Below are 26,697 nucleotides of genomic sequence, written 5' to 3'. Positions count from 1 at the left end.
ACCGTCCGCGCACATCCCGGCACCTACCGACGCGATGACCGGAGAAGGTTCCATGGGTCACTACAAGTCCAACCTCCGCGACCTTGAGTTCAACCTCTTCGAGGTGCTCGGGCGCGACGAGGTCTACGGCAGCGGTCCTTTCGCCGACATGGACGTGGAGACGGCGAAGAGCATCCTCGCCGAGATAGCCCGTCTCGCCGAGAACGAGCTGGCCGCCTCCTTCGCCGACGCCGACCGCAACCCGCCGGTCTTCGACCCGGAGACCAACACCGCCCCGGTGCCGGAGACCTTCAAGAAGAGCTACCAGGCCTACATGGACGCCGAGTGGTGGCGCCTGGGCATCCCCGAGTCCATCGGCGGCACCCCCACCCCCTCCAGCCTGATCTGGGCCTACGCCGAGATGGTGCTGGGCTCCAACCCCGCGGTGTGGATGTACTCCTCCGGCCCGGCCTTCGCCGGCGTCATCGCCGAGGAGGGCACCGAGGAGCAGCTCAAGATCGCCCAGCTGATGGCCGACAAGCAGTGGGGCTCCACCATGGTGCTCACCGAGCCCGACGCGGGCTCGGACGTCGGCGCCGGCCGTACCAAGGCCGTCCGGCAGGCCGACGGCTCCTGGCACATCGAGGGCGTCAAGCGCTTCATCACCTCGGGCGAGCACGACATGTCCGACAACATCATCCACATGGTGCTGGCCCGCCCCGAGGGCCACGGCCCGGGCACCAAGGGCCTCTCCCTGTTCATCGTGCCGAAGTACGACTTCGACTGGGAGACCGGCGAGCTGGGCGAGCGCAACGGCGCCTACGCCACCAACGTCGAGCACAAGATGGGCCTCAAGGCCTCCAACACCTGCGAGATGACCTTCGGCGCGAAGCAGCCCGCCCGCGGCTGGCTGCTCGGCGAGAAGCACGACGGCATCCGGCAGATGTTCCGCATCATCGAGTTCGCCCGGATGATGGTCGGCACCAAGGCCATCGCCACCCTCTCCACCGGTTACCTCAACGCCCTGGAGTACGCCAAGGAGCGCGTGCAGGGCCCGGACCTCGCCGAGTTCCTCGACAAGGCCGCCCCCCGGGTCACCATCACCCACCACCCGGACGTCCGCCGCTCGCTGCTCACGCAGAAGGCGTACGCCGAGGGCATGCGCGCCCTGGTGCTCTACACCGCCAGCGTCCAGGACGAGATCCAGCTGCTCAAGGCCCGCGGCGAGTCCGCCGACGCCGCCGAGCGCCTCAACGACCTGCTGCTGCCGATCGTCAAGGGCTACGGCTCGGAGAAGTCCTACGAGCAGCTCGCCCAGTCGCTGCAGATCTTCGGCGGCTCCGGCTACCTGCAGGAGTACCCGGTCGAGCAGTACATCCGGGACGCCAAGATCGACACCCTCTACGAGGGCACCACCGCGATCCAGGGCCAGGACTTCTTCTTCCGGAAGATCGTCAAGGACCAGGGCCAGGCCCTGACCGCGCTCTCCGAGCAGATCCAGAAGGCCATCGCCTCCGGCCTCGGCGGCGACGAACTGGCCGCCGAGCGCGAGCAGCTCGCCGCCTCGGCCGGCGACCTGGAGGCCATCGTCGGCGCCATGCTCAACCAGCTGGGCTCGGTCGAGCAGGACGTCCGGAACATGTACAAGGTCGGCCAGAACACCTCCCGGCTGCTGCTGGTCTCCGGTGACGTGGTCATCGGCTGGCTGCTGCTGCGCCAGGCGGCCGTGGCCCAGGCGAAGCTGGCCGAGGGCGGGACCTCCGAGAAGGACACCGCGTTCTACCAGGGCAAAGTCGCCGCGGCGCGCTTCTTCAGCCGCACGGTGCTGCCGACGGTGCACGCCCAGCGGCTGATCGCCGAGGGGATCGACAATGCCATCATGGACCTTCCGGAGGCGGCGTTCTGATCCGGACCGGTCTACTCCACGGGATCCTTGACCAGATCTTGAGCGAGACGATGTCGGACAAGAACACGTCAAGGGGCATTTCTCCGACACCGGCCCCTTGCCGTACAGAGAATGCGGTACGCGGCCGGGCGTAGGCTCGGACGGCAGGAAACGAAGGCGGGGCTCTTCCCAGGAAGGGCCCCGCCCCCGTACCCAGCCCTCCCCTCACCCCTGGAGCAGCATTGACCAGCGCAGCCGGCGCGGGCGGCGTCGCCTTCGACCGCAGCCACACCGACGACCTCATCGCCTATCTGCAGGCCAGCCCCTCGCCGTACCACGCGGTGGCCAGTGCCGCGCAGCGGCTGGAGAAGGCGGGCTTCCGGCAGGTCGAGGAGACCGCTTCCTGGGAGGGCACAGCGGGAGGGCGCTATGTCATCCGCGGTGGTGCGCTCATCGCCTGGTACGTCCCCGAGGGTGTGACCGCGGCGACCCCGTTCCGCATCGTCGGCACCCACACCGACTCGCCCAACCTGCGGGTCAAGCCTCTCCCGGACACCGGCTCGGTCGGCTGGCGCCAGGTTGCCGTGGAGATCTACGGCGGCGTCCCGCTGAACACCTGGCTGGACCGCGACCTCGGGCTCTCCGGACGGCTCGCGCTGCGCGACGGCACCGCCAGGCTGGTCCAGCTCGACGAGGCGCTGCTCCGGGTGCCGCAGCTGGCGATCCACCTGGACCGCCAGGTCAACGACGGCATGACGCTGGACAAGCAACGGCACCTCACCCCGGTCTGGGGCCTGGGCCGGCCCACCGAGGGGGCACTGATCGACTACGTCGCCCGCAGCGCCGACCTGGACCCGGACGAGGTGGTCGGCTGGGACCTGATGACCCACGACGTCCAGCCGCCGTCCTACCTGGGTCGCGACCGCGAGCTGCTGGCGGCGCCGCGCCTGGACAACCTGCTCTCGGTGCACGCCGCCACGGCGGCGCTGGCCGCGGTCGCCTCCACGCCGGGCGCCGCCGACCTGCCGTACCTCCCGGTGCTCGCCGCCTTCGACCACGAGGAGAACGGCAGCGAGTCCGACACCGGCGCCCAGGGCCCGCTGCTCGGCAACGTGCTGGAGCGCTCGGTGTTCGCCCGCGGCGGCAGCCTGGAGGACCGCGCCCGCTCCCTGGCCGGGACGATCTGCCTGTCCTCGGACATGGGCCACGCGGTGCACCCCAACTACAGTGAGCGGCACGAGCCGGGGCACCACCCGCTGCCCAACGGCGGACCGATCCTCAAGGTCAACGTCAACAACCGCTATGCGACCAACGGCGTCGGCCGGGCCGTCTTCGCCGCCGCCTGCGAGCGGGCCGGGGTGCCCTGGCAGAGCTTCGTCTCCAACAACTCGATGCCCTGCGGCACCACCATCGGCCCGATCACCGCGGCCCGGCTGGGCATCGCCACGGTGGACTGCGGCATCGCGGCACTGTCGATGCACTCGGCCCGCGAGCTGTGCGGGGCCGACGACCCGTACCTGCTGGCGGCGGCGCTCAAGGCCTTCCTGGAGGGCTGAGGCCGTCGGCGGTGCCGCATGGGCTGCGGCGCGCGCGGCCGACCAGGCACACGCCGCATCCCATGCAGCACCGCCCTACCGGTCCATCCCCGCGAGGACCAGCGGCAGCCGCGAGGCCGCTCCCTCCACCAGTCGGACCGGGACGCCCCAGTCCTGCTGGTGGACGTGGCAGGTCGGGTACTCGATCGCCGGGTCGTCGTCGCAGGAGGCGGCCATCGCGCTGATGTGGAGAACGCCCTCGGTGACGGCCGGGTTCAGCCGCAACTCGCGGTCGAGCGCGGTGTCCGAGCCCTCACCGGAGAGCAGCAGCTCGGGCGGGGTGGAGCTGACGAGCAGTCGGGTGGCGGGCCCGAAGCTCTCGTCCAGCTTCTGTCCGGCTGGGGGAGTGAAGATCACGTCGAGCCGCAGCGCGCCCGGGGCGACCTCGGTCGCCGGACGCTGGGTGCGGTGCGCCGCCGCCTCGACCTGGACCGCCTCCTCGGGCAGCCGGAGCCGGGTGAGCCGGTGCCGGGCCGACTCGACGACGACGATGTCGCCGTCGACGACCACCGCGCCGGAGGGCTCGCGCAGGTCGGTGGCCAGGGTGGTGACCTCGCCCGAGGCCGGGTCGTAGCGGCGCAGAGCGTGGTTGTAGGTGTCCGCGATCGCGACCGATCCGTCGGGCAGCACGGTCACCCCAAGCGGGTGCTGCAGCAGCGCCTGGCCTGCCGCGCCGTCCCGGTGCCCGAAGTCGAACAGGCCGGTGCCCACGGCCGTGCTGACCCGGTGCGTGCCGGCGGCGACCCAGCGCACGGCCGAGGTCTCCGAGTCCGCCACCCAGAGCCGCTCCCCGTCCGGGCTGACGGCCAGTCCGGACGGCTGGGCGAACCAGGCCTCGTCCGCCGGGCCGTCGACCAGGCCCTCGTTGGTGGTCCCGGCCGCGACGGCGACGGTCCCGTCCGCCGGGTCCCAGGCCCACAGCTGGTGGGTGCCGGCCATGGCGATCCACACCCGGCCGTCGAACCAGGCGACGTCCCAGGGCGAGGAGAGGTCGACCTCGCGGGCCGGGCCCGAGGTCGCGGAGTTCTGCCACCACTGGCGGCCGGTCCCGGCCACCGTGGTCACCTCGCCACTGGCCAGGTCCACCCGGCGCAGCGCATGGTTGACGGTGTCGGCGACCACCACCGCGCCGCCGCCCTCGTCGCCGTCCCCGGGCAGCAGCGCCAGGCCCTGCGGCTCGCTGAACCGCGCGGCGTCGGCCGGCCCGTCGACGAACCCGCGCTCGCCGTCACCGATCCGGCGCAGCACGGTCTCGCCGTCCTCGGCCAGCTCGACCAGCGAGTGGTGCCCCGAGTCGGCGACCAGATAGCCGCCGTGCGGCAGCCGCACCGCCTTGCCGGGGAAGCGCAGCACCCCGGGCTCGGCCACCGGCGGGACGTAGGGGCTGTCGCCGCGTCGCAGCGTCCCCTTGGCGGCGTGCTCCGCCTCCAACTCCTCCACCAGGGCGGCGATGGCGTGCGCATGGCCCTCACCCGCGTGCTGCGCGACGACGTACCCCTCGGGGTCCACCACCACCAGCGTCGGCCAGGCCCGCACCGCGTACTGCTTCCAGGTCACCAGCTCCGGGTCGTCCAGCACCGGATGCGCCACGTCGTACCGCGCCACCGCGTCGACCACCGCACCGTGCTCGGCCTCGTGCACGAACTTGGGCGAGTGCACCCCCACGATCACCAGGGTGTCGCGGTGCTTCTCCTCCAGCTCCCGCAGCTCGTCCAGGACGTGCAGGCAGTTAATGCAACAAAAGGTCCAAAAATCGAGCAAGATGATCTTTCCTCGGAGATCGCCGAGGGTGAGTTCCTTGCTGCCGGTGTTGAGCCAACCGCCCTTGCCGACCAGTTCGGGAGCGCGAACGCGTGCACGTGAAGCCATGTCCCCATCCAACAGCATGCCGCTGGGCCGCATTCCGGGGCCGGGTTCGCCGCCGGGTAGTGGGACAGTCGTCCGGAGCGGCTAGGAACTCCCTCCTGCGGGAAGGCGTCCTACTCGGTACAGGACCACTCCCGGAGGCGAAACGTCATGAAGTTCCTGATGCGGGACCGGATGTTCTCGATCGGTGACGATCACTGGATCACCACCGAGCACGGCGACAAGGCGTTCCTGGTCGACGGCAAGGTGCTGCGGATCTCCGACACCTTCGAGCTGAAGGACCCGTCCGGGGTCAAGGTCGCGGTGATCAAGAAGAAGATCGTCAGCGTCCGTGACGCCATGAAGATCGAGCGGGACGGCGAGACGATCGCCACCGTGAAGAAGAAGCTGTTCACCCCGTTCCGCGACAAGTACGAGGCGAAGCTCGCCGACGGACGCGAGTTCGAGGTGCACGGCAACATCCTCGACCACGAGTTCGACATCGAGGACGACAACGGGAACCGGGTGGCCCGGATCTCGCGCAAGTGGTTCAGCTTCCGCGACACCTACGGCATCGACATCGAGGACGGCCAGGACGTCCCGCTGCTGCTGTGCGTGGCGGTGTGCGTGGACCACCTGCAGCGGCTGGAGGGGCACGAGGTCTGACGGACGGGGGCCGGTAGTTCATCCGGCAGCAGTTCCTGGAGCAGCGCGTCGCCGTCCTTCGGACGGGGCGCGCTGTTCGTGTCCTGGGGCAGTTTGGGGTTCACTGCTGCCTTGAGTGGAATAGACTCAACTTACGTCATGCTGTACATGGCAATAACGTGGCGACAGCATGGCCATGGGCAGTCGAACAACAGAGCCGGTCGAACAGCAGAGCACGGGAGGACATACAAGCGTGGACGCGAGCAAGCTCACCACCAAGGCACAGGAAGCCCTGTCGGCGGCGATCCGGCAGGCGTCGAGCGCGGGCAACCCCGATGTCACCCCGGTGCATCTGCTGCTCGCGCTGCTGGAGCAGCCGGAGGGCATCGCCGGCCCGCTGCTGGAGGCCGTCGGCGCGGATCTGCCGCGGATCCGGGCGGCCGCCACCCGGCAGCAGAACGCGCTGCCGACGGCGCAGGGCTCGACCGTCTCCGGGCCGCAGCTGGCCCGGCAGACCGTCGCCACTCTGAACGAGGCCGCCGCCCGCGCCGCCGAGCTGGACGACGCCTTTGTCTCCACCGAGCACCTGCTGGTCGGCCTCGCCGCCGAGGGCGGTCCGGTCGCCGAGCTGCTCAAGGGCGAGGGCGCCACCGCCAAGGCACTGCTGGCGGCCTTCAAGGAGGTCCGGGGCAGCGCGCGGGTCACCTCCGCCGACCCCGAGGGCACCTACAAGGCGCTGGAGAAGTACGGCACCGACCTGACCCAGGCCGCCCGCGACGGCAAGCTGGACCCGGTGATCGGCCGGGACCAGGAGATCCGCAGGGTCGTCCAGGTGCTGTCGCGCCGGACCAAGAACAACCCGGTGCTGATCGGCGAGCCCGGCGTCGGCAAGACCGCCGTGGTCGAAGGACTGGCCCAGCGCATCGTCGCCGGCGACGTCCCCGAGTCGCTGCGCGGCAAGCGGCTGGTCTCGCTGGACCTCAGTGCGATGGTCGCCGGGGCGAAGTACCGCGGCGAGTTCGAGGAGCGGCTGAAGGCGGTGCTCGCGGACATCAAGCAGTCCGAGGGCGAGGTCGTCACCTTCATCGACGAGCTGCACACCCTGGTCGGCGCGGGCGCCGGCGGGGACTCCGCGATGGACGCCGGCAACATGCTCAAGCCGATGCTGGCCCGCGGCGAGCTGCGGATGGTCGGCGCGACCACCTTGGACGAGTACCGCGAGCGGATCGAGAAGGACGCCGCGCTGGAGCGCCGCTTCCAGCAGGTCATGGTCGGCGAGCCCTCGGTCGAGGACTCCATCGCCATCCTGCGTGGTCTGAAGTCCCGCTACGAGGCGCACCACAAGGTGCAGATCTCGGACGCCGCCCTGGTCGCCGCCGCGACCCTGTCCAACCGCTACATCACCTCCCGTTTCCTGCCCGACAAGGCCATCGACCTGGTCGACGAGGCCGCGTCCCGGCTGCGGATGGAGATCGACTCCTCCCCGGTGGAGATCGACGAGCTGCAGCGCGCCGTCGACCGGCTGCGGATGGAGGAGATGGCGCTGGACAAGGAGTCCGACGCGGCCTCGGTGGAGCGGCTGGCGCGGCTGCGCCGCGACCTGGCCGACCGCCAGGAACAGCTGGCCGGGCTCACCGCCCGCTGGCAGGCCGAGAAGGCGACCCTGAACAAGGTCGGCGAGCTCAAGGAGCGCCTGGACGACCTGCGCGGCCAGGCCGAGCGGGCCCAGCGCGACGGCGACTTCACCACCGCCTCCCGGCTGATGTACGCGGACATCCCCGCCGCCGAGCAGGAGCTCGCCGAGGCGCAGGACGACGCGCGCTCCGAGGCCACCAGCGCCTCCATGGTCAAGGAGGAGGTCGGTCCGGACGACGTCGCCGACGTCGTGGCCTCCTGGACCGGCATCCCGGCCGGGCGGCTGCTGGAGGGGGAGACCGCCAAGCTGCTGCGCATGGAGGACGAGCTGGGCCGTCGTCTGATCGGCCAGACCACCGCGGTTCGGGCGGTCTCCGACGCGGTGCGGCGCTCCCGCTCCGGCATCGCCGACCCCGACCGTCCGACCGGCTCCTTCCTGTTCCTGGGGCCGACCGGGGTCGGCAAGACCGAGCTGGCGAAGGCCCTCGCCGACTTCCTCTTCGACGACGAGCGGGCCATGGTCCGCATCGACATGAGCGAGTACAGCGAGAAGCACAGCGTCGCCCGGCTGGTCGGCGCCCCGCCCGGCTATGTCGGCTACGAGGAGGGCGGCCAGCTCACCGAGGCCGTCCGGCGCCGCCCGTACAGCGTGGTGCTGCTGGACGAGGTGGAGAAGGCCCACCCCGAGGTCTTCGACATCCTGCTGCAGGTCCTGGACGACGGCCGGCTGACGGACGGCCAGGGGCGGACCGTGGACTTCCGGAACTCGATCCTGATCCTGACCTCCAACCTCGGCTCGCAATGGCTGATTGACCCCACGCTGGACGACGCGGTGAAGAAGGAGCGGGTGCTGGAGACGGTCCGTACCTCCTTCAAGCCCGAGTTCCTCAACCGGCTCGACGACATCGTGGTCTTCGACCCGCTGGGGACCGAGGAGCTGGCCCGGATCGTCGACCTCCAGGTCGCGTCCCTGGCCAAGCGGCTCACCGACCGCAGGCTCACCCTGGACGTCACCCCGGCCGCCCGCGACTGGCTCGCCCTGACCGGGTACGACCCCGCCTACGGCGCCCGCCCGCTGCGCCGGCTGGTCCAGTCGGCCATCGGCGACCAGCTCGCCCGCGCCATCCTGAGCGGCGAGGTCCGCGACGGGGACACCGTCGTCGTGGACTCCGCACCGGACGCGGACCGGCTCACCGTCGGCCCGGCCGAGCGCACGGCCACCTCCTTCGAGAAGAAGTAGCGGCCGCCGCCCGCGGCCCCCGGCACCGCAGGCCCCGGAACCCCGTCACAAGGGCTTCCGGGGCTTCGCCGGGCCCCCGGGATGAGGCAGGATGGGGTCGGTAAGTTCATTCGAAGGGAACCCGGCCAAGTTATGAGCATCGACCCGTCTTCCATCCCCTCCTTCGGGGTGCCGCAGCCGCAGCCGTCGGGCCAGGACGGGCCGCCGCCGGTCGTCGTGCCCAACCAGGAGCTGGTCACCCAGCTGCTGGACCAGATGGAGCTGAAGCACGCCGTGGACGAGGAGGGCGACCTGCTCGCCCCCTGGGAGGGCTTCCGCGTCTACTACATGTTCCGCGGCGAGCAGAAGGAGCTCTTCGCGGTCCGCGCCTTCTACGACCGGCCCCACCCGATCGAGAAGAAGGCCGAGCTGCTGGAGGCCCTGGACGAGTGGAACCGGGAGACCCTCTGGCCGAAGGTCTACACCCACGTCCACGACGACGGCGTGGTCCGGGTCATCGGCGAGTCGCAGATGATCGTCGGCATGGGCGTCAACATCAACTACTTCGTGGCGATGACGGCCAACTGGACCCAGGCCGCAGTCGGCTTCGACCAGTGGCTCGTCGAGCGCCTCGGCCTCGCCACCGACGTCGACAAGGACGAGGACGCGGACGGTCCGGCTGAAGGCGACGCCGGCGAGGACGGTCCGGCCGAGAGCTGACGCCGCTCCCCCGCAGGTGAGGGCCGGTACGCGAACGCCGCGTGCCGGCTCTTCGCGTTGCTGCTGCCGTCGCCGGGCGAGGGCTCAGTTCGGACTGTAGGTGATGGTGGGGCGCCAGTCGGGGCAGAGCAGCGGCCAGGTTCTGCCGGCCGGGGTGAGCCGGACGGCGGTGCTGGCGGTCAGGCCGTGGGCGAGCCGGGCCAGCCCCAGGGCGAGAGCGGTGGTGAAGCCGTACTTGTTCATCAGGGCGCCCCGGTACTGGGCGCCGAGGTCGGCGGTGCCCAGCACGGCCCTGGCCGGGGACTGTCCGCCGGTGCGGACGCCGTGGGCGTCGCAGGGGGCGACCAGGACGCCGGGGCGGCGCCGGATCCGGACGGCGACCGGCGAGTCCGCGGCCAGCAGCACACCGAGGGCGTCGCCGTCGGCAACCACCTTGCACACCACGCTGGATGAGACTCCGTCAGGGGAGTACGCGGTGAGCAGGAGATGGCTGCTCTCCGAGAGCTGCCGGGTCCTGCCGTGGTTCCGCCTCGTGCCGCTGTGGTGCCGCCTCGTCAGTGCCATGGCCGTTCGCCTCCTGAGGGGTCGCCTTGGGTATCTGGGCAGCCTCGCCGTACCAGCTCCGGGAGAGCAGCGCCCGGAGCCGTTCCGCTGCGTGCACCGTGCGGCGTACGCCGTTGGGGTCCACCGCCGGTGGCAGCTCCACGGGCCGGTACTGCTCGTGTGCGGTCAGCACATGCAGTCGCGCGGCCGGGAGCGGCTCATGGACCTCGACGAACTCACCGTGCGGCAGCCGCTTGATGGTGCCGGTCTCGCGCCCGTGCAGCACCTTCTCCCGGTCGATCCGCTGCAGGCCGATGCACCAGCGCTTGGTGATGGTGAACGCCGCCACCGGCACCACGAAGAAGCCGATCCGGCAGGCCCAGGTGATGGCGTTGACGGAGATGCCCAAGCGCAGGGCGAACAGGTCGTTGCCGCCGGCGGCGAGCAGCAGCAGGTACTCGGCGATCCAGGCGACGCCGACCCCGGTCCGGACCGGGGCGTTGCGCGGGCGGTCCAGGATGTGGTGCTCGCGTCTGTCCCGGGTGATCCAGCTCTCCAGGAACGGGTAGACCGCGATGGACACCAGCACCAGCGGGAACAGCGTCAGCGGGACCAGGATGCCCATTTCCAGGGTGTGGCCCCAGCCTCTGATCTCCCAGCCGGGCATGATCCGGATCAGCCCCTCGGCCATGCCCAGGTACCAGTCCGGCTGGGCGTCGGTGGACACCTGGTCGGGGCGGTAGGGGCCGTAGGCCCAGATCGGGTTGACCGTGGCGATGGCGGCCACCACCGCGGTCACTCCGAAGACCAGGAAGAAGAAGCCCCCGGCCTTGGCGACGTAGACCGGGAACAGCGGGGCGCCGACCACGTTCTTCTCGCTGCGGCCGGGGCCCGCGAACTGGGTGTGCTTGTGGTAGAAGACCAGGATCAGATGGGCCGTCAGCAGAGCCACCATGGCGCCCGGGATCAGCAGCACATGGATGGTGAAGAAGCGCGGGATGACGTCGTTCCCGGGGAACTGCCCGCCGAAGAGGAACATGGCGATGTAGGTGCCGACCACCGGCGTCGCCAGCACCGCGCCCTCGACGAAGCGGATGCCGGTGCCGGACAGCAGGTCGTCCGGGAGCGAGTAGCCCAGCAGTCCGTCGAAGAGGCCGAGCACCAGCAGGGTGAAGCCGAACAGCCAGTTGATCTCGCGGGGCTTGCGGAACGCGCCGGTGAAGAAGACGCGCATCATGTGCACCGTCATCCCGGCGACGAAGACGATGGCGGCCCAGTGGTGGATCTGGCGGATCAGCAGGCCGCCGCGGATGTCGAAGCTGATGTCCAGGGTGGACTTGTACGCCTCCGACATCCGGATGCCGTCCAGCGGGGTGTAGCTGCCGTGGTAGACGACCTCACCCATGCTGGGCTGGAAGAACAGCGTCAGATAGATGCCGGTGAGAATGATGATGATGAAGCTGTAGAGGCAGATCTCGCCGAGCATGAACGACCAGTGGTCCGGGAACAGCTTGCGCAGGTTGGCCTTGGCCATCGCGTAGAGGCCGAGCCGGCCGTCGACCCAGTCCGCGGCCGCGACCGCCGGGCCTTCCTCCGGCTGTGCCTCGTGCTGTGCCTCGTGCTGTGCCTCCTGCTGCGACATGGAGCACCCCCCGCGATCAAGTGGGGTCAGCTCCCCACTTCCCGAAGAGATCGTAGCATCAACCGGACAGGGGTCCCCGGTTACCCTGCTATCCTACTGCCATGCACGTCAGCAACGCGCGCCCCACGGACACCCCGCCCCTGCGGGCGGACGCCCGGCGCAACCGGGAGGCCGTGATCGCCGCGGCCCGCGAGGTCTTCGCCGCCCAGGGGCTGGACGCCCCGCTGGACGAGATCGCCCGCCGGGCCGGCGTCGGCAACGCCACCCTCTACCGGCGCTTCTCCACCCGGCAGGCCCTGATCGAGGCGGTCTTCCACGATGGCCTCGCCATGGTGCTGCGCGCCAGTGAACAGGCGCGGGAGGCCGAGGACGCCTGGGCCGGCCTGACCGCCCTGGAGGAGGAGATCTGCGCGCTGCTGGTCACCGACCACGGCGCCAAGGACCTGCTCACCACCGGAATCCGCGGCATACCGACCCTGGACGCGCTGAAGCAGCACAACCTGGAGACGGTCACCCTCCTGGTCCGCCGGGCCCAGCGGCAGGGCACCATGCGCACCGACGTCACCCCGGAGGACCTGCTGGTCAGCCTGGGCGCCCTGTGCGGCGCCGTACCCGCGCTCTCCGCGGCGGCGCCCGACGCCTGGCGCCGCTACCTCGCGCTGCTCCTGGACGGCTTCCGCGCCGAGGGCGCCCGCCCCCTCCCCGTGCCGACGCTCACCCGGGCCCAGCTGGACACCGCCATGCACGAACTCGCCGCCCCGGTGCGCGCCTGAGCCCCCGATGACGGTTCGGCGTAGCGTGATACGTGCACGATAGGTACGTCACAGGCGGGGGCCGGCTCCGGAGGCTGCCATGACCCGCCCGCACCGATTCCACCTCGACCACGCCGGACACTCGATCACCGTCGAGGCCCGCACCGGGCACACCCCGGAGGTCGCCCTGCTCGTCGACGGCAAGGAGGTCGGCTACCGTCATCAGCGCGGCGCCGACGCCACCGTCCTCACCGGCGAACTGCCCGAGGACCCCCCGCAGCCCTTCGAACTCCGCCTGGATCACCTCCGGCACGCCACCCGCTCGCTGACCTGCACCCTGCTCCTGGACGGGCGCGAGCTCCCGATGCCCGAACGCAGCCGTTGATCGGGCCGGGGCCCGGGCCGCGTCGCCGGGGCGGCCCGGGCGGTGTTCGGGCTCCGTGCCGCCCTCTGTCACGGCACGGAGCCGGCCCGTCCGCCCTGCCGGCTCAGCCGGCGCTGACGTTCGCGACCAGACGCCGGGTCAGGGCGAGGTCGGCACTGCCGGTGTTCTTCTGGTCGTTGTAGATGGTGGTGACGACGAGGTCGCCGACCCGGACGGCTATCAGGGTGGTGCCGCCGTAGAGCGCGGACGAGGTCGAGACCGCCTCCACCGCGTCGTCACCGAGGCCGGTGAGGGTCTTGTGGGTCGTGTGCGCGCTGTAGGCCGTACCGTTCACCTTGACCTTGGCGTTGGCGCATTCGGCGAAGACCTTCCGCAAGTCGCTCATGACGGCCTTGGCGTCGTTGCCCTGGTAGCTGTCGACCTCCTGGCCGAAGAGGTTCTGCGCGGAGTCGGTGTAGTCGTTCTGCGCGAAAGAGAGGCTGCTCAGGCCGGTGGAATTGATCCAGCTGGTGCCTTGGATCACATCGCAGGCCTTCGAGGCGGACACGGTGGAGGGGGAGGCGGATGGGTTGTAGCCGTCGCCGGTGTTGACCGTTCCGGCGGAGTCGATGCTGAACCCCTTCGGCAGCGCCGACGCCGGCAGCAGCAGGGAGTTGAGCTTCTTCCCGTTGGGCGGGGCGGAGGCGGACGGCGTGGCGGCGGAGTCCCCGGCGGGCGTCGCGGAAGCCGCGCCCGACGCGCCCGACGATGCCGCCGCGGCGGCGCCCGCGGTGCTTCCGCTGGAGGTGGAGGTGGAGGAGCAGGCGGTGAGGCCGAGGGCCGCTGTGGCGCAGAGGGCGGTCAGAGCGATCCGGCGAAGGGGCGCAGACATGACGAGGTTTGGACCTTCCAGGCAGGAATGAGGGTGATCGGCGGGATAATCAGACCATGTCCTGTGAACACCGTCAACAGAACTATCTGATGTGAAGGCTGCTGTGTATGATCGGCCGTCGGTGACTGCAGAAGTGGGGTGCGCGATGGTGCGGGGCGACGGAGCCGCGGTCACGGCAGGCGGGATCGCCCGGCTGGCCGGTGTGGGTCGTGCCGCCGTCAGCAACTGGCGGCGGCGCCACGCGGACTTCCCCCGGCCGGTCGGCGGCACCGACACCAGCCCGACCTTCGACCTGGCCGAGGTCGAGCGATGGCTGCGCGAGCAGGGGAAGATCGGTCAGGTCCCGGCCCGGGAACGGGTCTGGCAGCAGGTCGAGCAGGACCCCGACGGAGCTCTCGCCGCCCTGCAACTCGCGGGCTCGCTCCTGGTGCTGATGCATCATCAGCCCGAAGTCGACCCGGCCCCCACCACTGCGGGAGGCCGGTCCCGGGCAACTCGGCTGGCATCGGCGCTCGCCGCCGCGCTGCGCGAGCGGCTGGGCGACGACCACCCGGTTCCGGTTTCGGGCGCGGAGGCCATCTCCGCCCGCTCCACACTGCTGCGGGGCGTCGTCGAACTGGCCGCTGAACTGGGTGCCCGGCAGGCGTTCGAGTTCCTGCTGGGCCGTCATCTGGAGTCCGGGCCACGCCAGTACACGCTGACCCCGGCCGAACCGGCCGAGCTGATGGCCGAACTCGCGGGCCCCGCGGCCCAGGTGCTGGATCCCGCCTGCGGCTTCGGCGGCCTGCTCCGCGCCGCCGGAGCGTCCAGCGCGCTCCTCGGTCAGGAGGCGGACCCCGGGCCCGCGGCGCTCACCGCCCTGCGCCTCGCGCTGACCACCCGGGGCCCGGTCCGCATCCGGGTCGGCGACAGCCTTCGGGCGGACGACTTCCGCACCGCCGCCGCCGACGCGGTGCTCTGCCATCCGCCGTTCAACGAACGCAACTGGGGCCATGACGAGTTGGCCTACGACCCCCGCTGGGAGTACGGCCTGCCGCCGCGCACCGAGTCCGAACTGGCCTGGGTGCAGCACGCCCTGGCCCGGGTCCGCGAGGGCGGCACGGTGGTCATGCTGATGCCGCCGGCCGCCGCCTCGCGCAGGTCGGGCCGTCGGATCCGGGCGGACCTGCTGCGCCGCGGAGCGCTGCGGGCCGTGATCGCCCTCCCGGCCGGTGCGGCGCCGCCGTACGGGATTCCGCTGCACCTCTGGGTGCTGCGCCGTCCGGGCGCAAGCGCGCCCGCGCCGCAGCAGCTGCTGCTGGTCGACACCGGCGGCCCGGTGGACGGTGCGGAGAAGCCCTCCTGGCAGTCGCTGCGCACCACGGTGGCGGACGCCTGGCGGGCCTTCGACCGGGACGGCACCGTGACCGGGACCCCCGGCGTCAGCCGTGCCCTCCAGGTCGTCGAGCTGCTGGACGACGATGTGGACCTCACTCCGGCCCGGCATCTTCCGCAGCGCGCGGTCGGCGGAGGGGCGGCCGGTCTCGCCGCGGTGCGGGACCGGCTGGCCGCCGAGTTGAAGCGGTCCGCCGAACTCGCCCCCGTCGTCGCCGGCCCGGCCCAGCCCGCGCACTGGTCGCTGACCAGTGTCGGCGAGCTGGCCCGGACCGGGGCGCTGCTGATCCGGACCGGCACGGCGGTCAGTGGCGGGCCGGCGGCGGCCGGCACCGGCGGCGGCCCTGCGGGCGGCACCGCGGGCGGCCCTGCGGGCGGTCAGGTGGTGCTGACCGAGCACGACATCGTCACTGGCGCACCCCCCTCGGGGGCGCCGCTGGACGGCGACGGCGACGAGGAGGAGCCGGTGCTCACCGAGGCCGGCGACGTGGTGATCCCGGCCCTCGGCCGCGGCTCGGTCGCCCGGGTGGTCGACCAGGCGCAGGCGGGCGCCCTGCTGGGCCGCGGGGTCCATCTGCTGCGCCCCGACCCGACGTCCCTGGATCCGTGGTTCCTCGCCGGCTTCCTGCGCGGCAGCGCCAACAGCCGGCAGGCGAGCAGCTACACCTCGACCGCCACCCGGCTGGACGTACGCAGGCTCCAGGCACCCCGGCTGCCGCTCGACGCCCAGCGCCGCTACGGCGAGCGCTTCCGCACCCTGGCCGCGTTCGAGGACTCACTGCGGCTGGCCGGGCGGCTCGGCGAGCAGCTGCTCCAGGGCCTCCACGACGAACTGACGGACGGCAGCGCAGGGTCTGGCTGAGGGCGTCGGTACGCATCGGTACGCTCGCCTCGTCCGCCACCGATGCGTGCGACACCGACCGTCAGGAGCTGCGCCATGTCCGGCCCCGCCCCGATACCGCCGCCCCGCCGGGGTGCGCGGGCCGTGCGAGTGATCCTTCGCGTGCTGTACGTCGCCGTTCCCCCTGCGACGATCGGCATCCTGTCGTGGATCCCGATGGTCCGGTTGGCCGTCCGCAGTCGAAGGGGTTGGGACTGGTTCTGGTGCGGAGCGGTGGCGGTGTCGGCCACCGCCTCGTTCGTGCTGGTGGGGGTGAGCCACAACGACGGCAGCTGGCAGGCCGGACTGGGGACGGCGGTGCTGATCCTGCTCGCGTTCGGCGTGCCGGTGTACTTCCTGGTCGCCGACCTGCGGTGGCACGACGCGCACCGGGCGGGGACCGCACCGCCGGTGTACTTCCCGGTCCCGGTCCACCCGCCGGCCGCTCCCAACGGGCGCATCGACCAGGTCAGGGCCGAACTCGACGAGCTCAGCGCCTATCTGCGGAAGCAGGAGGGCGCGTGAACGGCCGCGTGGTCGCGGGCCGTTACGAGCTGTCGGCACTCGTGGGCCAGGGCGGTATGGGCCAGGTGTGGACGGCCCACGACCGGCGGCTGGACCGGCGGGTGGCCGTGAAGCTGCTCCGGCCCGACCGGGTCGCCGAGGCCGGCGACGGCGGCGACGGCGGCCGGGAACTGCGCCGGCGCTTCGCCAGGGAGTGCCGGATCACCGCCCGCGTGGAGCACCCCGGCCTGGTCACGGTCCATGACGCGGGCGACGACGGGGACGACCTGTACCTGGTGATGCAGTACGTCCAGGGGGCCGATCTGGCCGACCACCTCGCCGAGAACGATCCGTACCCCTGGCCGTGGGCGGTCGCCGTGGCGGCGCAGCTGTGCCCGGTGCTGACGGCGGTGCACGCTGTGCCGGTGGTCCATCGCGACCTCAAGCCACGCAATCTGATCGTCCGTCCGGACGGCACGCTGGTCGTGCTCGACCTCGGCGTCGCCGCCGTGCTGAACAGCGACACCACCCGGCTCACCCTGACCGGCTCACCCATCGGCAGTCCCGCCTACATGGCGCCGGAACAGGCCATGGGCGGCGACGTCGGCCCGGCCGCCGACCTCTACGCGCTCGGGGTGGTGCTGCACGAACTCCTCAGCGGAACCGTGCCCTTCGCGGGTTCCTCGGCGCTGGGCGTCCTGCACCGGCATCTCAACGAGCCGCCGGTGCCGCTGCGCCAGGTCCGTCCCGAGGTGCCGGAACTGCTGGAGAGCCTGGTGCTGCGGCTGCTCGCCAAGGACCCCCGGCAACGGCCCGCGGACGCGGCCGAGGTGTACCGGGCCCTGGTGCCGCTGCTGCCCGCTCCTGGCGCCGCGCCGTGCACGGGACCGGCAGGATCGACGGGGCAGGTGGGGCCGATGGACCCGAGCCGCCCGTTCCGGTACCCCTCCGCGCCCTGGGAGGGCTCCCGGCCGGCCCTCCCGGCGACTGCGGTCGCTGCCCCGCCGCGACCAGCAGCAGGGAAGCCGTCAGTCGGGAAGCCGTCGGTCGGGAAGGAGGACGTCCTCGCCGCCGTGGACCGGGTCAGGGGTCTCCTCGACGCCGGACGGATCACCCAGGCCGTCGGCGTGCTCGCCGACGCGGTGCCGGCCGCCGCCGAGGTGCACGGCCGCGACTCCACGGTGGTGCGCCTGCTGCGCAAGCAGTACGCGGCGACGCTGATGGAGGTCGGCGAATACCGCACCGCGCTGCCCGAGCTCCGGCTCCTCGCCGAGGAGCGGGAGGCGGAGTTCGGAGTGACGGACCGTCAGGGCATCGGATACCGCTTCGAGGCCGCCCAGTGCCTGGAGCACCTCGGCGAGACCGCGGCCGCGCTCACCGAGTACCGGGCCCTGCTGCCGTATCCGGAACTGGCCCCGGAAGTGCGCCGTCGGATCGGCGGGCTGCGCCACCCCCAGGGGTGAGCGAACGACGACGATTGACAGCGGAGTGTGCCGTACGAGTGACCCTCGAAGGAGTGAGAACAGCGGGGGACTGTGCAGCGGACGATTGCCGAGGGCATGTGACAATCGTTGATTTCCTTCGCCGGCTCTGCCGGAGCAGTTCCCCGGGTGCTTCCGGTTATCCCCAGGAGCAGGGTTTTCCCACGTCAACGGGCAGGGTCGGTCATGTCGGCGGACACAAGGAGAAGGAATCCATCCGGGAATGATGGTAGGGCGGTGAAGTTGGGTAAATGCTCTACGAACACGGAGTATTCGTGCTTCCCTGCTCCTGAGTCCCCCGAATGACTGCTGCCGCAGGGCAGCCATGCCCCGATGCGCCACGCCCGCAGGGCCGTGCGCGTGCCCGGCGGCAGTTCCGACCCGGTGCCCTCGAGTGACCCGAGTACGCGGAGCCAAGAATGCTCACCACCCTGAACACCTCCTACACCGACACCCGCGCCGGGGATCTGGCCTGGTGCCTGGGCAGCAAGGAACTGCCCGCGCTGGCGGTCCTGGATCTCCGGATCGGTCCGGTGGACCTCCAGTTACGCCTGCTGGGCGCCTCTCACCAGGTGGTCCTCGGTACGGAGTCCGGCCGGTGCTCGGAGACCGTGGCCTGTCTGCCGGGGCGGCGCTCGCCGCTGCCGGCCCGGGTCGCCGAGCGGGTCCAGGGCCGGGAGTACGAATTCGCGGCCCGGGTGGAAACATGGGAGGAACAGTCTTTCGCCGGTAGAGCACAGGAGTTGCTCGCGCTGGTCGAGAACCATCCCTATGGGCTCGCCGGGGTGTTCCCGGGCGATCCGACGGCCTTCACCGCATTGCTCGCCGGCGGAGACGCACAGGGGATCCACTGGCGGACCTGGCACGCCTATCCGCAGGAGGGGCGTCTGGTGTGCACCCGTTCGTCGTTGAAAGTTCAGGACTGGTACCGGAGTTGACGGATCGGCAGCGGCCCCGGAATTTCCCGGACTTGTCCGAAGCACTTGTCCGAGCACATGATCGAAGCGTCAATGTGGAGTATGTCCCTATCACTCCTGCGGGGGAAGTGGCCGTGACCTGACGTCGCCTAGCGTTTGTTCGTGATCAACCATTCCGCAGGTTCCTCGCCGCCGTCGGCCGAGGGCAGACCCGTCGGCGGCAGGCGTGCCGCCCGGCTGCTGGTGCTGCTCGCCGCCTTCGTCTGCGCCGCCTGCGGTCTGGTGTACGAGCTGGAACTGGTGGCCCTGGGCAGCTACCTGCTCGGCGACTCGGTCACCCAGGCTTCGGTGGTGCTCTCGGTGATGGTCTTCGCCATGGGCGTCGGCTCATTGCTGGCCAAACGCTTCACCCGCCGCCCGGCCACCTCGTTCGCCCTGGTCGAGAGCGCGCTGGCGCTGGTCGGCGGCCTGTCCGTGCTGCTGCTCTACGGCTGCTTCGTCTGGGTCGGCCACTACCGGACCGCGCTGGTCGGCGTCGCCCTGCTCATCGGGATCCTGATCGGGGCGGAGATCCCGCTGCTGATGACGCTGATCCAGCGGATCCGCCGGCAGGAGGCGGGCCGTGCCGTCGCCGACCTCTTCGCCGCCGACTATGTCGGCGCCCTGGTCGGCGGCCTGGCCTTTCCCTTCCTGCTGCTGCCGATTCTGGGCCAGGCCACCGGCGCCCTGCTGACCGGGGCCGTCAACGCCGTCGCCGGGGCGGTGGTGGTGCTCTGGCTGTTCCCCCGGGAGCCCAGCCGCCGGGTCAGAGCGCTGCTCTGGAGCCTCTGCGGCGCGGTGCTGGTGGTCCTGGCCGTCGCCGCCGCGCTCACCGGGGCGTTCGAACGCGCCGCCAGACAGGCGCTGTACGGGGCGCCGATCCGCTTCACCACCCAGAGCCGCTACCAGGACATCGTGCTCACCGGCCCCGGCCGGGTGCCCCCGCCGCGCACGGCCGCCATGGGGTATCCGCCGCGCGAAGTGCGGGGGGAGGAGTCCCGGCCCGCCCCGCACCCCGCCGGGGACGGCCCGGCCGGGGACGCCGCGTCCGCGTCCCCGCTGCGGATGTACCTCGGCGGCAGGCTCGCCGTGTGCGGCGCCGACGAGCCCCGTTACCACGCCGCGCTGGTCCAGCCCGCCATGGTCGGCACGCACGCCCGGGTCCTGGTCCTCGGCGGCGGCGACGGCCTGGCCGCGGCCGAGGCCCTGCGGGTGCCCGGGGTGCGCCAGGTCACCGTCGTCGAGATCGACCCCGCGGTGGTGCACCTGGGCCGCACCGACCCGGGGCTCACCCGGCTGAACCGGGACGCCCTCGCCGACCCCCGGGTCCGGGTGGTCATCGCCGACGCCTTCGACTGGCTGCGTACGGAGGCCCACGGCGAGCGGCGCTACGACGTGGTCGTCGCCGACCTCCCCGATCCCGACCTGGACGAGGGACGCAAGCTCTACACCCAGGAGTTCTACGGCATGGTCCGCCGAGTGCTCGACCCGGACGGGCGGCTGGCCGTCCACGCCGGACCGGTGGCCGCGGACGCCTTCTGGGCGGCCGAGGCCACGCTGCGCTCCACCGGGCTGCGGACCGCGGAGTACGCGGTGCCGGCCGACCGCTCCTGCGCCGGGCCGACCGACTGGGGTTTCATCCTGGCCTCTGTCGCGGCGCCGAGGCTTCGGCCGCCGGCCCGTCCCGACGATGCGCCGGGCAGCCTGGACGCGGCCGCGCTGCGGATCGCCGCCACCCTCGCCGACCTGCGCCGCCCCGCGCACCAACCGGCCCCCTCGACCCTGCTGAACCCGCGCTGATCCCGCGCTGATCCCGCGCTGAGACGGTGCCGGCTTCACGTTGCGTGAGGTTCACAGGCGCATACGCCCGCCCAGGCGGCGGGTGATCTGTAGGCTTCCAAGGCATGGAGCATGAGGTTCTGGTACCGCTTCCGCAGCAGGCCGTCCGAGAGGCGCTGCGCCGCCCCGAGCTGCTGGCGCGCTGCCTGCCGGGATTCACGGCGGAGCAGCCCGAGGACCGGCCCGAAGTCGGCACCGGGGCCGGTCCGGGCCGAACTCCGACCCCGGCGCTGGCCGGCCGGTTGAAGCTCCGGGTCGGCAGCTCCTCCATCACCTACCGTGGCGAGCTGGAGTTCGAGCCCGTGACCGCCGCCGGGGACGCTGACGGCGACCCTGCCGGGAACCCCGACGAGCTGGTCGTCGCCGTCCGGGCGCAGCAGTCCGTCGGCAGCGGCGCGGTCTCCGGGCGGCTGCGGGTCGAGGTGCTGCCGGACGGCGACGACCAGGCCCGGGTGCTGTTCCACGGTGACCTCGCGGCCAAGGGCCGGGTGGAGGAACTGCACCCGGAGGTGGTCTCGGTCGCGCTGCGCCGTCTGCTGGATCGTTTCTGCGCAGCGATGGTCGCCGACCTCGCCGACGCCGACCTGCTCGGCGCCGACGGAGCCGCCCCCGGGGAGGGCATCGACGGCGATCCGATCCTCTTCGCCGAGCTGGCGGACCTGGAGGAGCTCGCCGAGCTGGGCGAGCTCACCGACCTCTCCGAGCTCGCCGACTTCGACGACGCGCAGGGCCCGGACGGCGCCGAGGACCCCGACGGCATCGAAGGAATCGACGGCATCGACGAGTCCGGGCTGTTCCTGATCGACGAGCCCGCCGCCTCCTTCAACGCCGCCGCCGCGCTCAACGAGCCCTGGCCGGACCCCTCGGCGACCCGGCGCAGCATGGTCGGCCGCTCCGCCGAGGAGGTGGACCACGCCCCGCCGAGCGGCCGCTACGGTCCCAGCCTGCCGCCGCGCAGCGCCCGCTCCCGCGCGGCGGCCCGCTGGGGCGCGCCGTCCCGCCGGATGGGCGAGCCGCCGTCCGCCGACGGCGAGCCCAACCGGGTGCCCTGGGTGGTCGGCGGCGGAGCGGCGCTGATCGGCGGCGCCGTGATCCTGGTCCGTGTGCTGCGTCGGCGCGGGTAGCGTCGACCCCGACGACCCCGCACCTCAGGAGGCCTGATGCCCCGCCCCGCCAGTTCTCTGGGTGACGCCGCTTCGGCCGCCGCCCCGACCGCCGCCGCCCGGTCCGCCGCCGCGACCGCCCCCGTCCTGCTGACGGCGGGCGATGTGGAGGTGACGGTGCTGCCGGGTGACGGCTGCCGCCTCGGCAGCCTCAGGATCGGCGGCACCGAACTGCTGCGGACCGGGGAGGATCTCGCCGCGCAGGGCAAGGGCGTGTTCGCCTACGGGTCGTTCCCGATGGTGCCGTGGGCCGGACGGGTCGACCACGGCCGCTGGCGCAACGGCGGGGAGCGGCACGCGCTGCCCATCGACATGCCGCCGCACGCCATCCACGGCACCGGCGTCCGCACCGCCTGGCGCGCGGCGGCACCGGTGAGCGCGACCAGTGCCGCGTTCTACTACGACCTGGCCGAGCCCTGGCCGTACGCGGGCCGGGTCACCCAGCTGTTCGAACTGACCGCCGAGTCGCTGCGCACCACTCTCTCCGTGGAGACCGCCGAGGTCTCCTTCCCGGCCATGGCCGGCTGGCACCCGTGGTTCCGCAAGCAGCTGAGCCCGGACGGCGCCCCGGCCCGGCTGGACTTCGAGCCCGCCTGGCAGGAGGAGCGCGGCAGCGACCACCTCCCGACCGGCAACCGCATCAGCCCCCTCGAAGGGCCGCGCGACGACTGCTTCGGCCTCCCGTACGGGGTCGAGGCCACCCTGGTCTGGGAGGGCGAGCTCAGCCTGGAGATCACCGCGGGCTGCGACTGGCTGGTGGTCTTCGACGAGCAGGACGACGCCATCTGCGTGGAACCCCAGACCGGCCCGCCCAACGGGCTGAACACCGCCCCGCGCCTGGTCACCCCCATCGACCCGCTGGAGGTCAGCACCACCTGGACCTGGCGGCGTCGGTAGGCCGGCGTCGATAGGCTGGGGCCTCATGAGCACCCACCGCGACGCGCTTCTCGACCAGATCAAGACCAAGGCCGTGGTCCACGGCAAGGTCACCCTGTCCTCGGGCCTGGAGTCCGACTACTACATCGACCTCCGCCGGATCACCCTGGACGGCCAGGCCGCACCGCTCGTCGGTCAGGTGATGCTGGACCTCACCGCGGACCTGGACTTCGACGCCGTCGGCGGGCTGACCCTGGGCGCGGACCCGGTGGCCACCTCGATGCTGCACGCCTCCGCCGCGCGCGGCCAGCGGCTGGACGCCTTCGTGGTCCGCAAGGCGCAGAAGGCGCACGGCATGCAGCGCCGGATCGAGGGCGCCGACGTCAAGGGCCGCCGGGTGCTGGTCGTCGAGGACACCTCCACCACCGGCGGCTCGCCGCTGACCGCCGTCGAGGCGGTACGGGAGGCCGGTGGCGAGGTCGTCGCAGTCGCGGTCATCGTGGAGCGCGGCGCGGCCCCCGCCGTCGAGGCCGAGGGCCTGCCGTACCTGGCCGCCTACCAGCTGGCCGAGCTCGGGCTGTAGCGGCGGGGGCGTGCGGTCGGGACTGTGGTCGGGCGTGCGTTCGGGCGTCAGCGCCTGCGGTGGCGCCCACCCGCGGTGGCCTCGTCCTCGGCCGGCCGCTGGGCCGACACCGGGGCGACGGCCGCCTCCACGGCTCCGACGGCCCCGACGACTCCACCGGCCTCGCCCGAGCGCTTCTTCCGCCGCTCGCGCACCAGCTCCACCAGGATCGGCGAGATCGACAGCAGAATGATCAGCGCCATGGCGGGGACCAGGTACTTGTCGATGACCGGCGCCATCGAGGCCCCGAACTCGTAGCCGATCAGCAGCATCGACTCGGTCCAGACCACCCCGCCGATCACGTTCCAGAGGAAGAACGTCCTCGCCGGCATCTCCAGCGTCCCGGCCACCGGGTTCAGGAAGGTCCGAACCACCGGGATGAAGCGGGCCATCAGCACCGCCTTGGCGGGGCCGAACTTGAGGAAGTACTCCTCGGCCTTGTCCACGTGCTCCTGGCGGAACAGCTTGGAGTTGGGCCTTCGGAAGAGCCTGGGTCCGGCCTTGGCCCCCAGCAGATGGCCCAGTTGCGCGCCCGCGATGGCGCACAGCGGCGCCGCGACGAGCAGTTCGGCGATCGACATCTGCACGCCGAGCACCTTCATACCGGCGCTGGACGCGGCCACGCCGCCGAGGATCAGCAGTGAGTCGCCGGGGAAGAAGAACCCGATGAGCAGGCCGGTCTCCGCGAAGATGATGGCGAGCAGGCCGATCGCACCCACCTGGGCGATCAGGGCTTTGGCGTCGAGCAGTGTCGATACGTTCAACGCGAGAGTCGTGGTCACCCGCGCAGAGTAACGCCTGAGGCTAAGAGCTCCCTAGCTCCGCACTGTGAACGGCAGGCTCTCCGAAGCCAGCGCGGTGTCCCCGCCCTGCACGGCCAGTCCGCCGAAGCCGGAGCCCACCGCGTGCGGTGCGCCCGGCGCCACCGCCAGCCGGAGCTGCACGGTCTCCTCGGCGCCGGGGGCGAGCGCGGCGCCCGCGGCCGGTCGCAGCGCGGCGCTCATCCCCGGGTCGCAGGCACTGGCGACCAGGGGCAGACCCACCCAGCCGCGCCCGCGCAGATACTGCTGGAGCACCAGGTCACGCGGCGTCAGCGCCCGTCCGCCGCCCATGCCGTAGGCGTAGAACAGTGCGGTGAGGGAGGGGTAGGCGCGGTCGGTGGTGTTCCGCACGGTCAGGCCGAAGGGCTGGGCCGGGCCGCCGCGGACCAGCGCGGCGTGGGCGGGCCAGCCGGTGAAGGCGGTGTGCGGTCGCGTGACCGCCGAGGTGACGACCGGAGCCCGGTAGGTGTGGCCGTGCCCGTCGGCGAAGGAGGCCGTGACGCCGAGCCGACCTGGCCGGTCCAGGTCCTGGAGCCGCAACGGGACGGTCTCGGGGTGGGCGAGGGAGGCGCGGGTGGCAACAGGGAAGCTGAAGCCGCCCCGGGTGGGGAAGGCGTCACCGCTGCCGGCCGTGGTCAGCATGGCCAGGTCCACCCACCGGTGCGAGGCATGGACCCAGCGCTGGACCTCGACGGAGTCGGTGCTGAAGCCGTGGCTGGTCAGGTCGAGCCGTACGGTGCCATGGGTCGCGGGCGCGCGCAGGACCACGGTGGCGTCGGACCACAGCCCGATCGGCAGTTGGTCGGCCTGGCCGTACCAGAGGTGCCGGGCCGCCGCCTCGTTCGACGGCGCCCCCACGGTCCGGCTGGCGGAGGGTGGGGCCTCGGCCGGCACCGGTCGCAGCTGCGGTGCCGTGGCCCCGCAGGTGTCCGGCAGGTGGCGGGGCTCCGTCCGGACCCGTGCCTGGACCTGGGCACGCGCGGTGCCGGCGGCCGGGACCCCGGCGAGCAGCAGCAGTGCCGCCGCCGGCACCGCGGCGTTCAGCCAACCTGGCCGTGGCCTGCGCGTTCCTGCGCCCGGCGTCCGCTCTGCGTCTGCCCGAAACACCATTCGGGTGCCCCCGTCCTGTCGATCCGCGAGCCCTGCTGGGGAGACGCTTCCCGACTCGGCTGCCCGGCTTGGCCGGATTGATCCTTTTTAATCCGTTCGGGTGTGCCAGGGTGGATGCGACCCCGCTGTCCCCCGCGGGGGTGAAGCCCACGGGCGGGGATGGGACAATGGCGCCGGTGCCCGACTCCTGGTCGGGGTCGCAGTGTCCGTAAACGCATCACCGACAGGAGCGGATTCGTCATGGCTATCGCCACCCCCGAGGTCTACAGCGAGATGCTGGACCGGGCTAAAGCAGGCAAGTTCGCCTACCCGGCCATCAATGTCACCTCGACCCAGACGCTGCACGCGGCCCTGCGCGGCTTCGCAGAGGCCGAGAGCGACGGCATCATCCAGATCTCCACCGGTGGTGCGGAGTTCCTGGGCGGCCAGTACAGCAAGGACATGGTGACCGGAGCGGTCGCGCTCGCCGAGTTCGCCCACATCGTCGCCGCGAAGTACCCGGTCACGGTGGCGCTGCACACCGACCACTGCCCCAAGGACAAGCTGGACGGCTACGTCCGCCCGCTGCTGGCCATCTCCGCGGAGCGCGTCGCCCGCGGCGAGAACCCGCTGTTCCAGTCGCACATGTGGGACGGCTCCGCCGAGACCCTCGCCGACAACCTGGCCATCGGCGAGGAGCTGCTGGCCAAGGCCGCCGCCGCGAAGATCATCCTTGAGGTCGAGATCACCCCGACCGGCGGCGAGGAGGACGGCGTCTCGCACGAGATCAACGACTCGCTCTACACGACCGTCAACGACGCCGTCCGCACCGCCGAGGCGCTCGGCCTCGGTGAGAAGGGCCGCTACCTGCTGGCCGCCTCCTTCGGCAACGTGCACGGCGTCTACAAGCCGGGCAACGTCGTCCTCAGGCCGGAGCTGCTGCGCGAGCTGCAGGACGCCATCGGCAAGCAGTACGGGAAGACCGACCCGTTCGACTTCGTCTTCCACGGCGGCTCCGGCTCCTCGGCCGAGGAGATCGCCACCGCGCTGGAGAACGGCGTCGTGAAGATGAACCTCGACACCGACACCCAGTACGCCTTCACCCGCCCGATCGTGGACCACATCTTCCGCAACTACGACGGCGTGCTGAAGGTCGACGGCGAGGTCGGCAAGAAGAGCACCTACGACCCGCGCACCTGGGGCAAGCTCGCGGAGGCCGGCATGGCGGCCCGCGTGGTCGAGGCCACCCAGAGCCTGCGCTCGGCCGGCAACCGGCTGAAGTAGTCGCCGCAGGCCGTTGTAGACGGCTGCACGCGGCTGTACACGGCACAGCGCCGCACACGACGGAGGCCCGGTCCGCGATCATCATCGCGGAC

Annotated in this window: 22 protein-coding genes; 16 read left to right on the top strand and 6 right to left on the bottom strand. The window is 71.9% G+C overall.

Translation table 11 applies throughout. The features are described 5' to 3' along the window. The first annotated feature begins 52 nt into the window (after positions 1-52). Positions 53-1,885 (top strand): acyl-CoA dehydrogenase, encoded by a 1,833-nt coding sequence (locus ABH941_RS17910; RefSeq protein ID WP_370130303.1) that lies wholly within the window; start codon positions 53-55, stop codon positions 1,883-1,885. A 221-nt stretch (positions 1,886-2,106) separates the two neighbouring features. After that, positions 2,107-3,420, top strand: coding sequence for a M18 family aminopeptidase (locus ABH941_RS17905; RefSeq protein ID WP_370130301.1), 1,314 nt, complete (start codon positions 2,107-2,109; stop codon positions 3,418-3,420). Between the two features lie 75 nt (positions 3,421-3,495). Here the strand turns inward: ABH941_RS17905 and ABH941_RS17900 are convergent, their stop codons facing one another. After that, complete coding sequence (locus ABH941_RS17900) at positions 3,496-5,328, bottom strand: NHL domain-containing thioredoxin family protein (protein ID WP_370130299.1); 1,833 nt, start codon at positions 5,326-5,328, stop codon at positions 3,496-3,498. A 147-nt stretch (positions 5,329-5,475) separates the two neighbouring features. Here ABH941_RS17900 and ABH941_RS17895 point away from each other — a divergent pair, with 147 nt between their 5' ends. From ABH941_RS17895 to ABH941_RS17885, 3 genes are all read left to right on the top strand, one after another. Then, entirely contained in the window at positions 5,476-5,970 is a 495-nt protein-coding gene (locus tag ABH941_RS17895; protein WP_370130297.1) for an LURP-one-related/scramblase family protein, read from the top strand. A gap of 232 nt (positions 5,971-6,202) precedes the next feature. After that, positions 6,203-8,824 (top strand): ATP-dependent chaperone ClpB, encoded by a 2,622-nt coding sequence (gene clpB / locus ABH941_RS17890; protein WP_370130295.1) that lies wholly within the window; start codon positions 6,203-6,205, stop codon positions 8,822-8,824. Between the two features lie 132 nt (positions 8,825-8,956). Next, complete coding sequence (locus tag ABH941_RS17885) at positions 8,957-9,523, top strand: YbjN domain-containing protein (protein WP_370130293.1); 567 nt, start codon at positions 8,957-8,959, stop codon at positions 9,521-9,523. Between the two features lie 84 nt (positions 9,524-9,607). On the opposite strand, the gene ABH941_RS17880 is transcribed toward ABH941_RS17885, so the two are convergent. Both ABH941_RS17880 and ABH941_RS17875 read right to left on the bottom strand, forming a co-directional pair. Then, on the bottom strand, positions 9,608-9,955 hold the full coding sequence (locus tag ABH941_RS17880) for a PPOX class F420-dependent oxidoreductase (RefSeq protein ID WP_370130291.1): 348 nt from the start codon (positions 9,953-9,955) through the stop codon (positions 9,608-9,610). Between the two features lie 28 nt (positions 9,956-9,983). Beyond that, positions 9,984-11,708 (bottom strand): cytochrome bc complex cytochrome b subunit, encoded by a 1,725-nt coding sequence (locus ABH941_RS17875; RefSeq protein WP_370130289.1) that lies wholly within the window; start codon positions 11,706-11,708, stop codon positions 9,984-9,986. A gap of 101 nt (positions 11,709-11,809) precedes the next feature. Between ABH941_RS17875 and ABH941_RS17870 the strand changes: the two genes are divergently transcribed. Together ABH941_RS17870 and ABH941_RS17865 are read left to right on the top strand one after the other, a co-directional pair. Next, positions 11,810-12,481, top strand: coding sequence for a TetR/AcrR family transcriptional regulator (locus tag ABH941_RS17870; protein WP_370130287.1), 672 nt, complete (start codon positions 11,810-11,812; stop codon positions 12,479-12,481). Between the two features lie 79 nt (positions 12,482-12,560). Continuing rightward, positions 12,561-12,845, top strand: a complete 285-nt coding sequence (locus tag ABH941_RS17865; protein ID WP_370130285.1) for a hypothetical protein — start codon at positions 12,561-12,563, stop codon at positions 12,843-12,845. A gap of 103 nt (positions 12,846-12,948) precedes the next feature. On the opposite strand, the gene ABH941_RS17860 is transcribed toward ABH941_RS17865, so the two are convergent. Then, positions 12,949-13,716 carry a hypothetical protein gene (locus tag ABH941_RS17860; RefSeq protein WP_370130283.1) on the bottom strand — a complete coding sequence of 256 codons (768 nt, stop codon included), beginning with the start codon at positions 13,714-13,716 and terminating at the stop codon, positions 12,949-12,951. Positions 13,717-13,861: 145 nt separating this feature from the next. Here ABH941_RS17860 and ABH941_RS17855 point away from each other — a divergent pair, with 145 nt between their 5' ends. The 8 genes from ABH941_RS17855 to pyrE all read left to right on the top strand — a co-directional run bounded on the left by ABH941_RS17855 (position 13,862) and on the right by pyrE (position 23,372). After that, positions 13,862-15,952: an N-6 DNA methylase gene (locus ABH941_RS17855; protein ID WP_370130542.1), complete on the top strand. Its 2,091-nt coding sequence runs from the start codon at positions 13,862-13,864 to the stop codon at positions 15,950-15,952. 75 nt (positions 15,953-16,027) lie between these two features. Next, positions 16,028-16,495: a hypothetical protein gene (locus tag ABH941_RS17850; protein WP_370130281.1), complete on the top strand. Its 468-nt coding sequence runs from the start codon at positions 16,028-16,030 to the stop codon at positions 16,493-16,495. Then, entirely contained in the window at positions 16,492-17,937 is a 1,446-nt protein-coding gene (locus tag ABH941_RS17845; RefSeq protein WP_370130279.1) for a serine/threonine-protein kinase, read from the top strand. The genes ABH941_RS17850 and ABH941_RS17845 overlap by 4 nt, the downstream gene beginning before the upstream one ends. Positions 17,938-18,374: 437 nt before the next feature. After that, the gene (locus ABH941_RS17840) at positions 18,375-18,893 is read left to right on the top strand and encodes a DUF2617 family protein (protein ID WP_370130277.1); all 519 of its coding nucleotides are present in this window, start codon (positions 18,375-18,377) and stop codon (positions 18,891-18,893) included. Between the two features lie 141 nt (positions 18,894-19,034). Then, positions 19,035-20,711 (top strand): spermidine synthase, encoded by a 1,677-nt coding sequence (locus tag ABH941_RS17835; RefSeq protein WP_370130276.1) that lies wholly within the window; start codon positions 19,035-19,037, stop codon positions 20,709-20,711. A 104-nt stretch (positions 20,712-20,815) separates the two neighbouring features. Further along, positions 20,816-21,874: a CoxG family protein gene (locus ABH941_RS17830; protein WP_370130275.1), complete on the top strand. Its 1,059-nt coding sequence runs from the start codon at positions 20,816-20,818 to the stop codon at positions 21,872-21,874. Positions 21,875-21,910: 36 nt separating this feature from the next. Continuing rightward, a complete protein-coding gene (locus tag ABH941_RS17825; protein ID WP_370130274.1) occupies positions 21,911-22,810 on the top strand; it encodes an aldose 1-epimerase in 900 nt (299 codons plus the stop codon). Positions 22,811-22,835: 25 nt separating this feature from the next. Continuing rightward, complete coding sequence (pyrE, locus tag ABH941_RS17820; RefSeq protein ID WP_370130272.1) at positions 22,836-23,372, top strand: orotate phosphoribosyltransferase; 537 nt, start codon at positions 22,836-22,838, stop codon at positions 23,370-23,372. 47 nt (positions 23,373-23,419) lie between these two features. Here pyrE and ABH941_RS17815 read toward each other — a convergent pair whose 3' ends face one another. Together ABH941_RS17815 and ABH941_RS17810 are read right to left on the bottom strand one after the other, a co-directional pair. Next, positions 23,420-24,193, bottom strand: coding sequence for a DedA family protein (locus tag ABH941_RS17815; protein ID WP_370130271.1), 774 nt, complete (start codon positions 24,191-24,193; stop codon positions 23,420-23,422). A 33-nt stretch (positions 24,194-24,226) separates the two neighbouring features. Further along, positions 24,227-25,264 (bottom strand): hypothetical protein, encoded by a 1,038-nt coding sequence (locus tag ABH941_RS17810; RefSeq protein WP_370130269.1) that lies wholly within the window; start codon positions 25,262-25,264, stop codon positions 24,227-24,229. Positions 25,265-25,582: 318 nt separating this feature from the next. Here ABH941_RS17810 and fbaA point away from each other — a divergent pair, with 318 nt between their 5' ends. Beyond that, positions 25,583-26,605: a class II fructose-bisphosphate aldolase gene (gene fbaA / locus ABH941_RS17805; RefSeq protein WP_370130268.1), complete on the top strand. Its 1,023-nt coding sequence runs from the start codon at positions 25,583-25,585 to the stop codon at positions 26,603-26,605. Positions 26,606-26,697 lie beyond the last annotated feature (92 nt).

The organism is Streptacidiphilus sp. EB103A, assembly GCF_041261405.1.
Classification (GTDB): domain Bacteria; phylum Actinomycetota; class Actinomycetes; order Streptomycetales; family Streptomycetaceae; genus Streptacidiphilus.
The sequence above is the reverse complement of the archived record's forward strand: the minus strand, read 5'-3'. Positions and strand labels throughout refer to the sequence as shown.

Coding starts and splice junctions, on each gene's coding strand:
- ABH941_RS17910 (WP_370130303.1), top strand. CDS start 53: ATGGGTCACTACAAGTCCAACCTCCGCGACCTTGAGTTCAACCTCTTC.
- ABH941_RS17900 (WP_370130299.1), bottom strand. CDS start 5,328: ATGGCTTCACGTGCACGCGTTCGCGCTCCCGAACTGGTCGGCAAGGGC.
- ABH941_RS17895 (WP_370130297.1), top strand. CDS start 5,476: ATGAAGTTCCTGATGCGGGACCGGATGTTCTCGATCGGTGACGATCAC.
- ABH941_RS17885 (WP_370130293.1), top strand. CDS start 8,957: ATGAGCATCGACCCGTCTTCCATCCCCTCCTTCGGGGTGCCGCAGCCG.
- ABH941_RS17875 (WP_370130289.1), bottom strand. CDS start 11,708: ATGTCGCAGCAGGAGGCACAGCACGAGGCACAGCACGAGGCACAGCCG.
- ABH941_RS17870 (WP_370130287.1), top strand. CDS start 11,810: ATGCACGTCAGCAACGCGCGCCCCACGGACACCCCGCCCCTGCGGGCG.
- ABH941_RS17865 (WP_370130285.1), top strand. CDS start 12,561: ATGACCCGCCCGCACCGATTCCACCTCGACCACGCCGGACACTCGATC.
- ABH941_RS17860 (WP_370130283.1), bottom strand. CDS start 13,716: ATGTCTGCGCCCCTTCGCCGGATCGCTCTGACCGCCCTCTGCGCCACA.
- ABH941_RS17855 (WP_370130542.1), top strand. CDS start 13,862: ATGGTGCGGGGCGACGGAGCCGCGGTCACGGCAGGCGGGATCGCCCGG.
- ABH941_RS17850 (WP_370130281.1), top strand. CDS start 16,028: ATGTCCGGCCCCGCCCCGATACCGCCGCCCCGCCGGGGTGCGCGGGCC.
- ABH941_RS17840 (WP_370130277.1), top strand. CDS start 18,375: ATGCTCACCACCCTGAACACCTCCTACACCGACACCCGCGCCGGGGAT.
- ABH941_RS17830 (WP_370130275.1), top strand. CDS start 20,816: ATGGAGCATGAGGTTCTGGTACCGCTTCCGCAGCAGGCCGTCCGAGAG.
- ABH941_RS17825 (WP_370130274.1), top strand. CDS start 21,911: ATGCCCCGCCCCGCCAGTTCTCTGGGTGACGCCGCTTCGGCCGCCGCC.
- pyrE (WP_370130272.1), top strand. CDS start 22,836: ATGAGCACCCACCGCGACGCGCTTCTCGACCAGATCAAGACCAAGGCC.
- fbaA (WP_370130268.1), top strand. CDS start 25,583: ATGGCTATCGCCACCCCCGAGGTCTACAGCGAGATGCTGGACCGGGCT.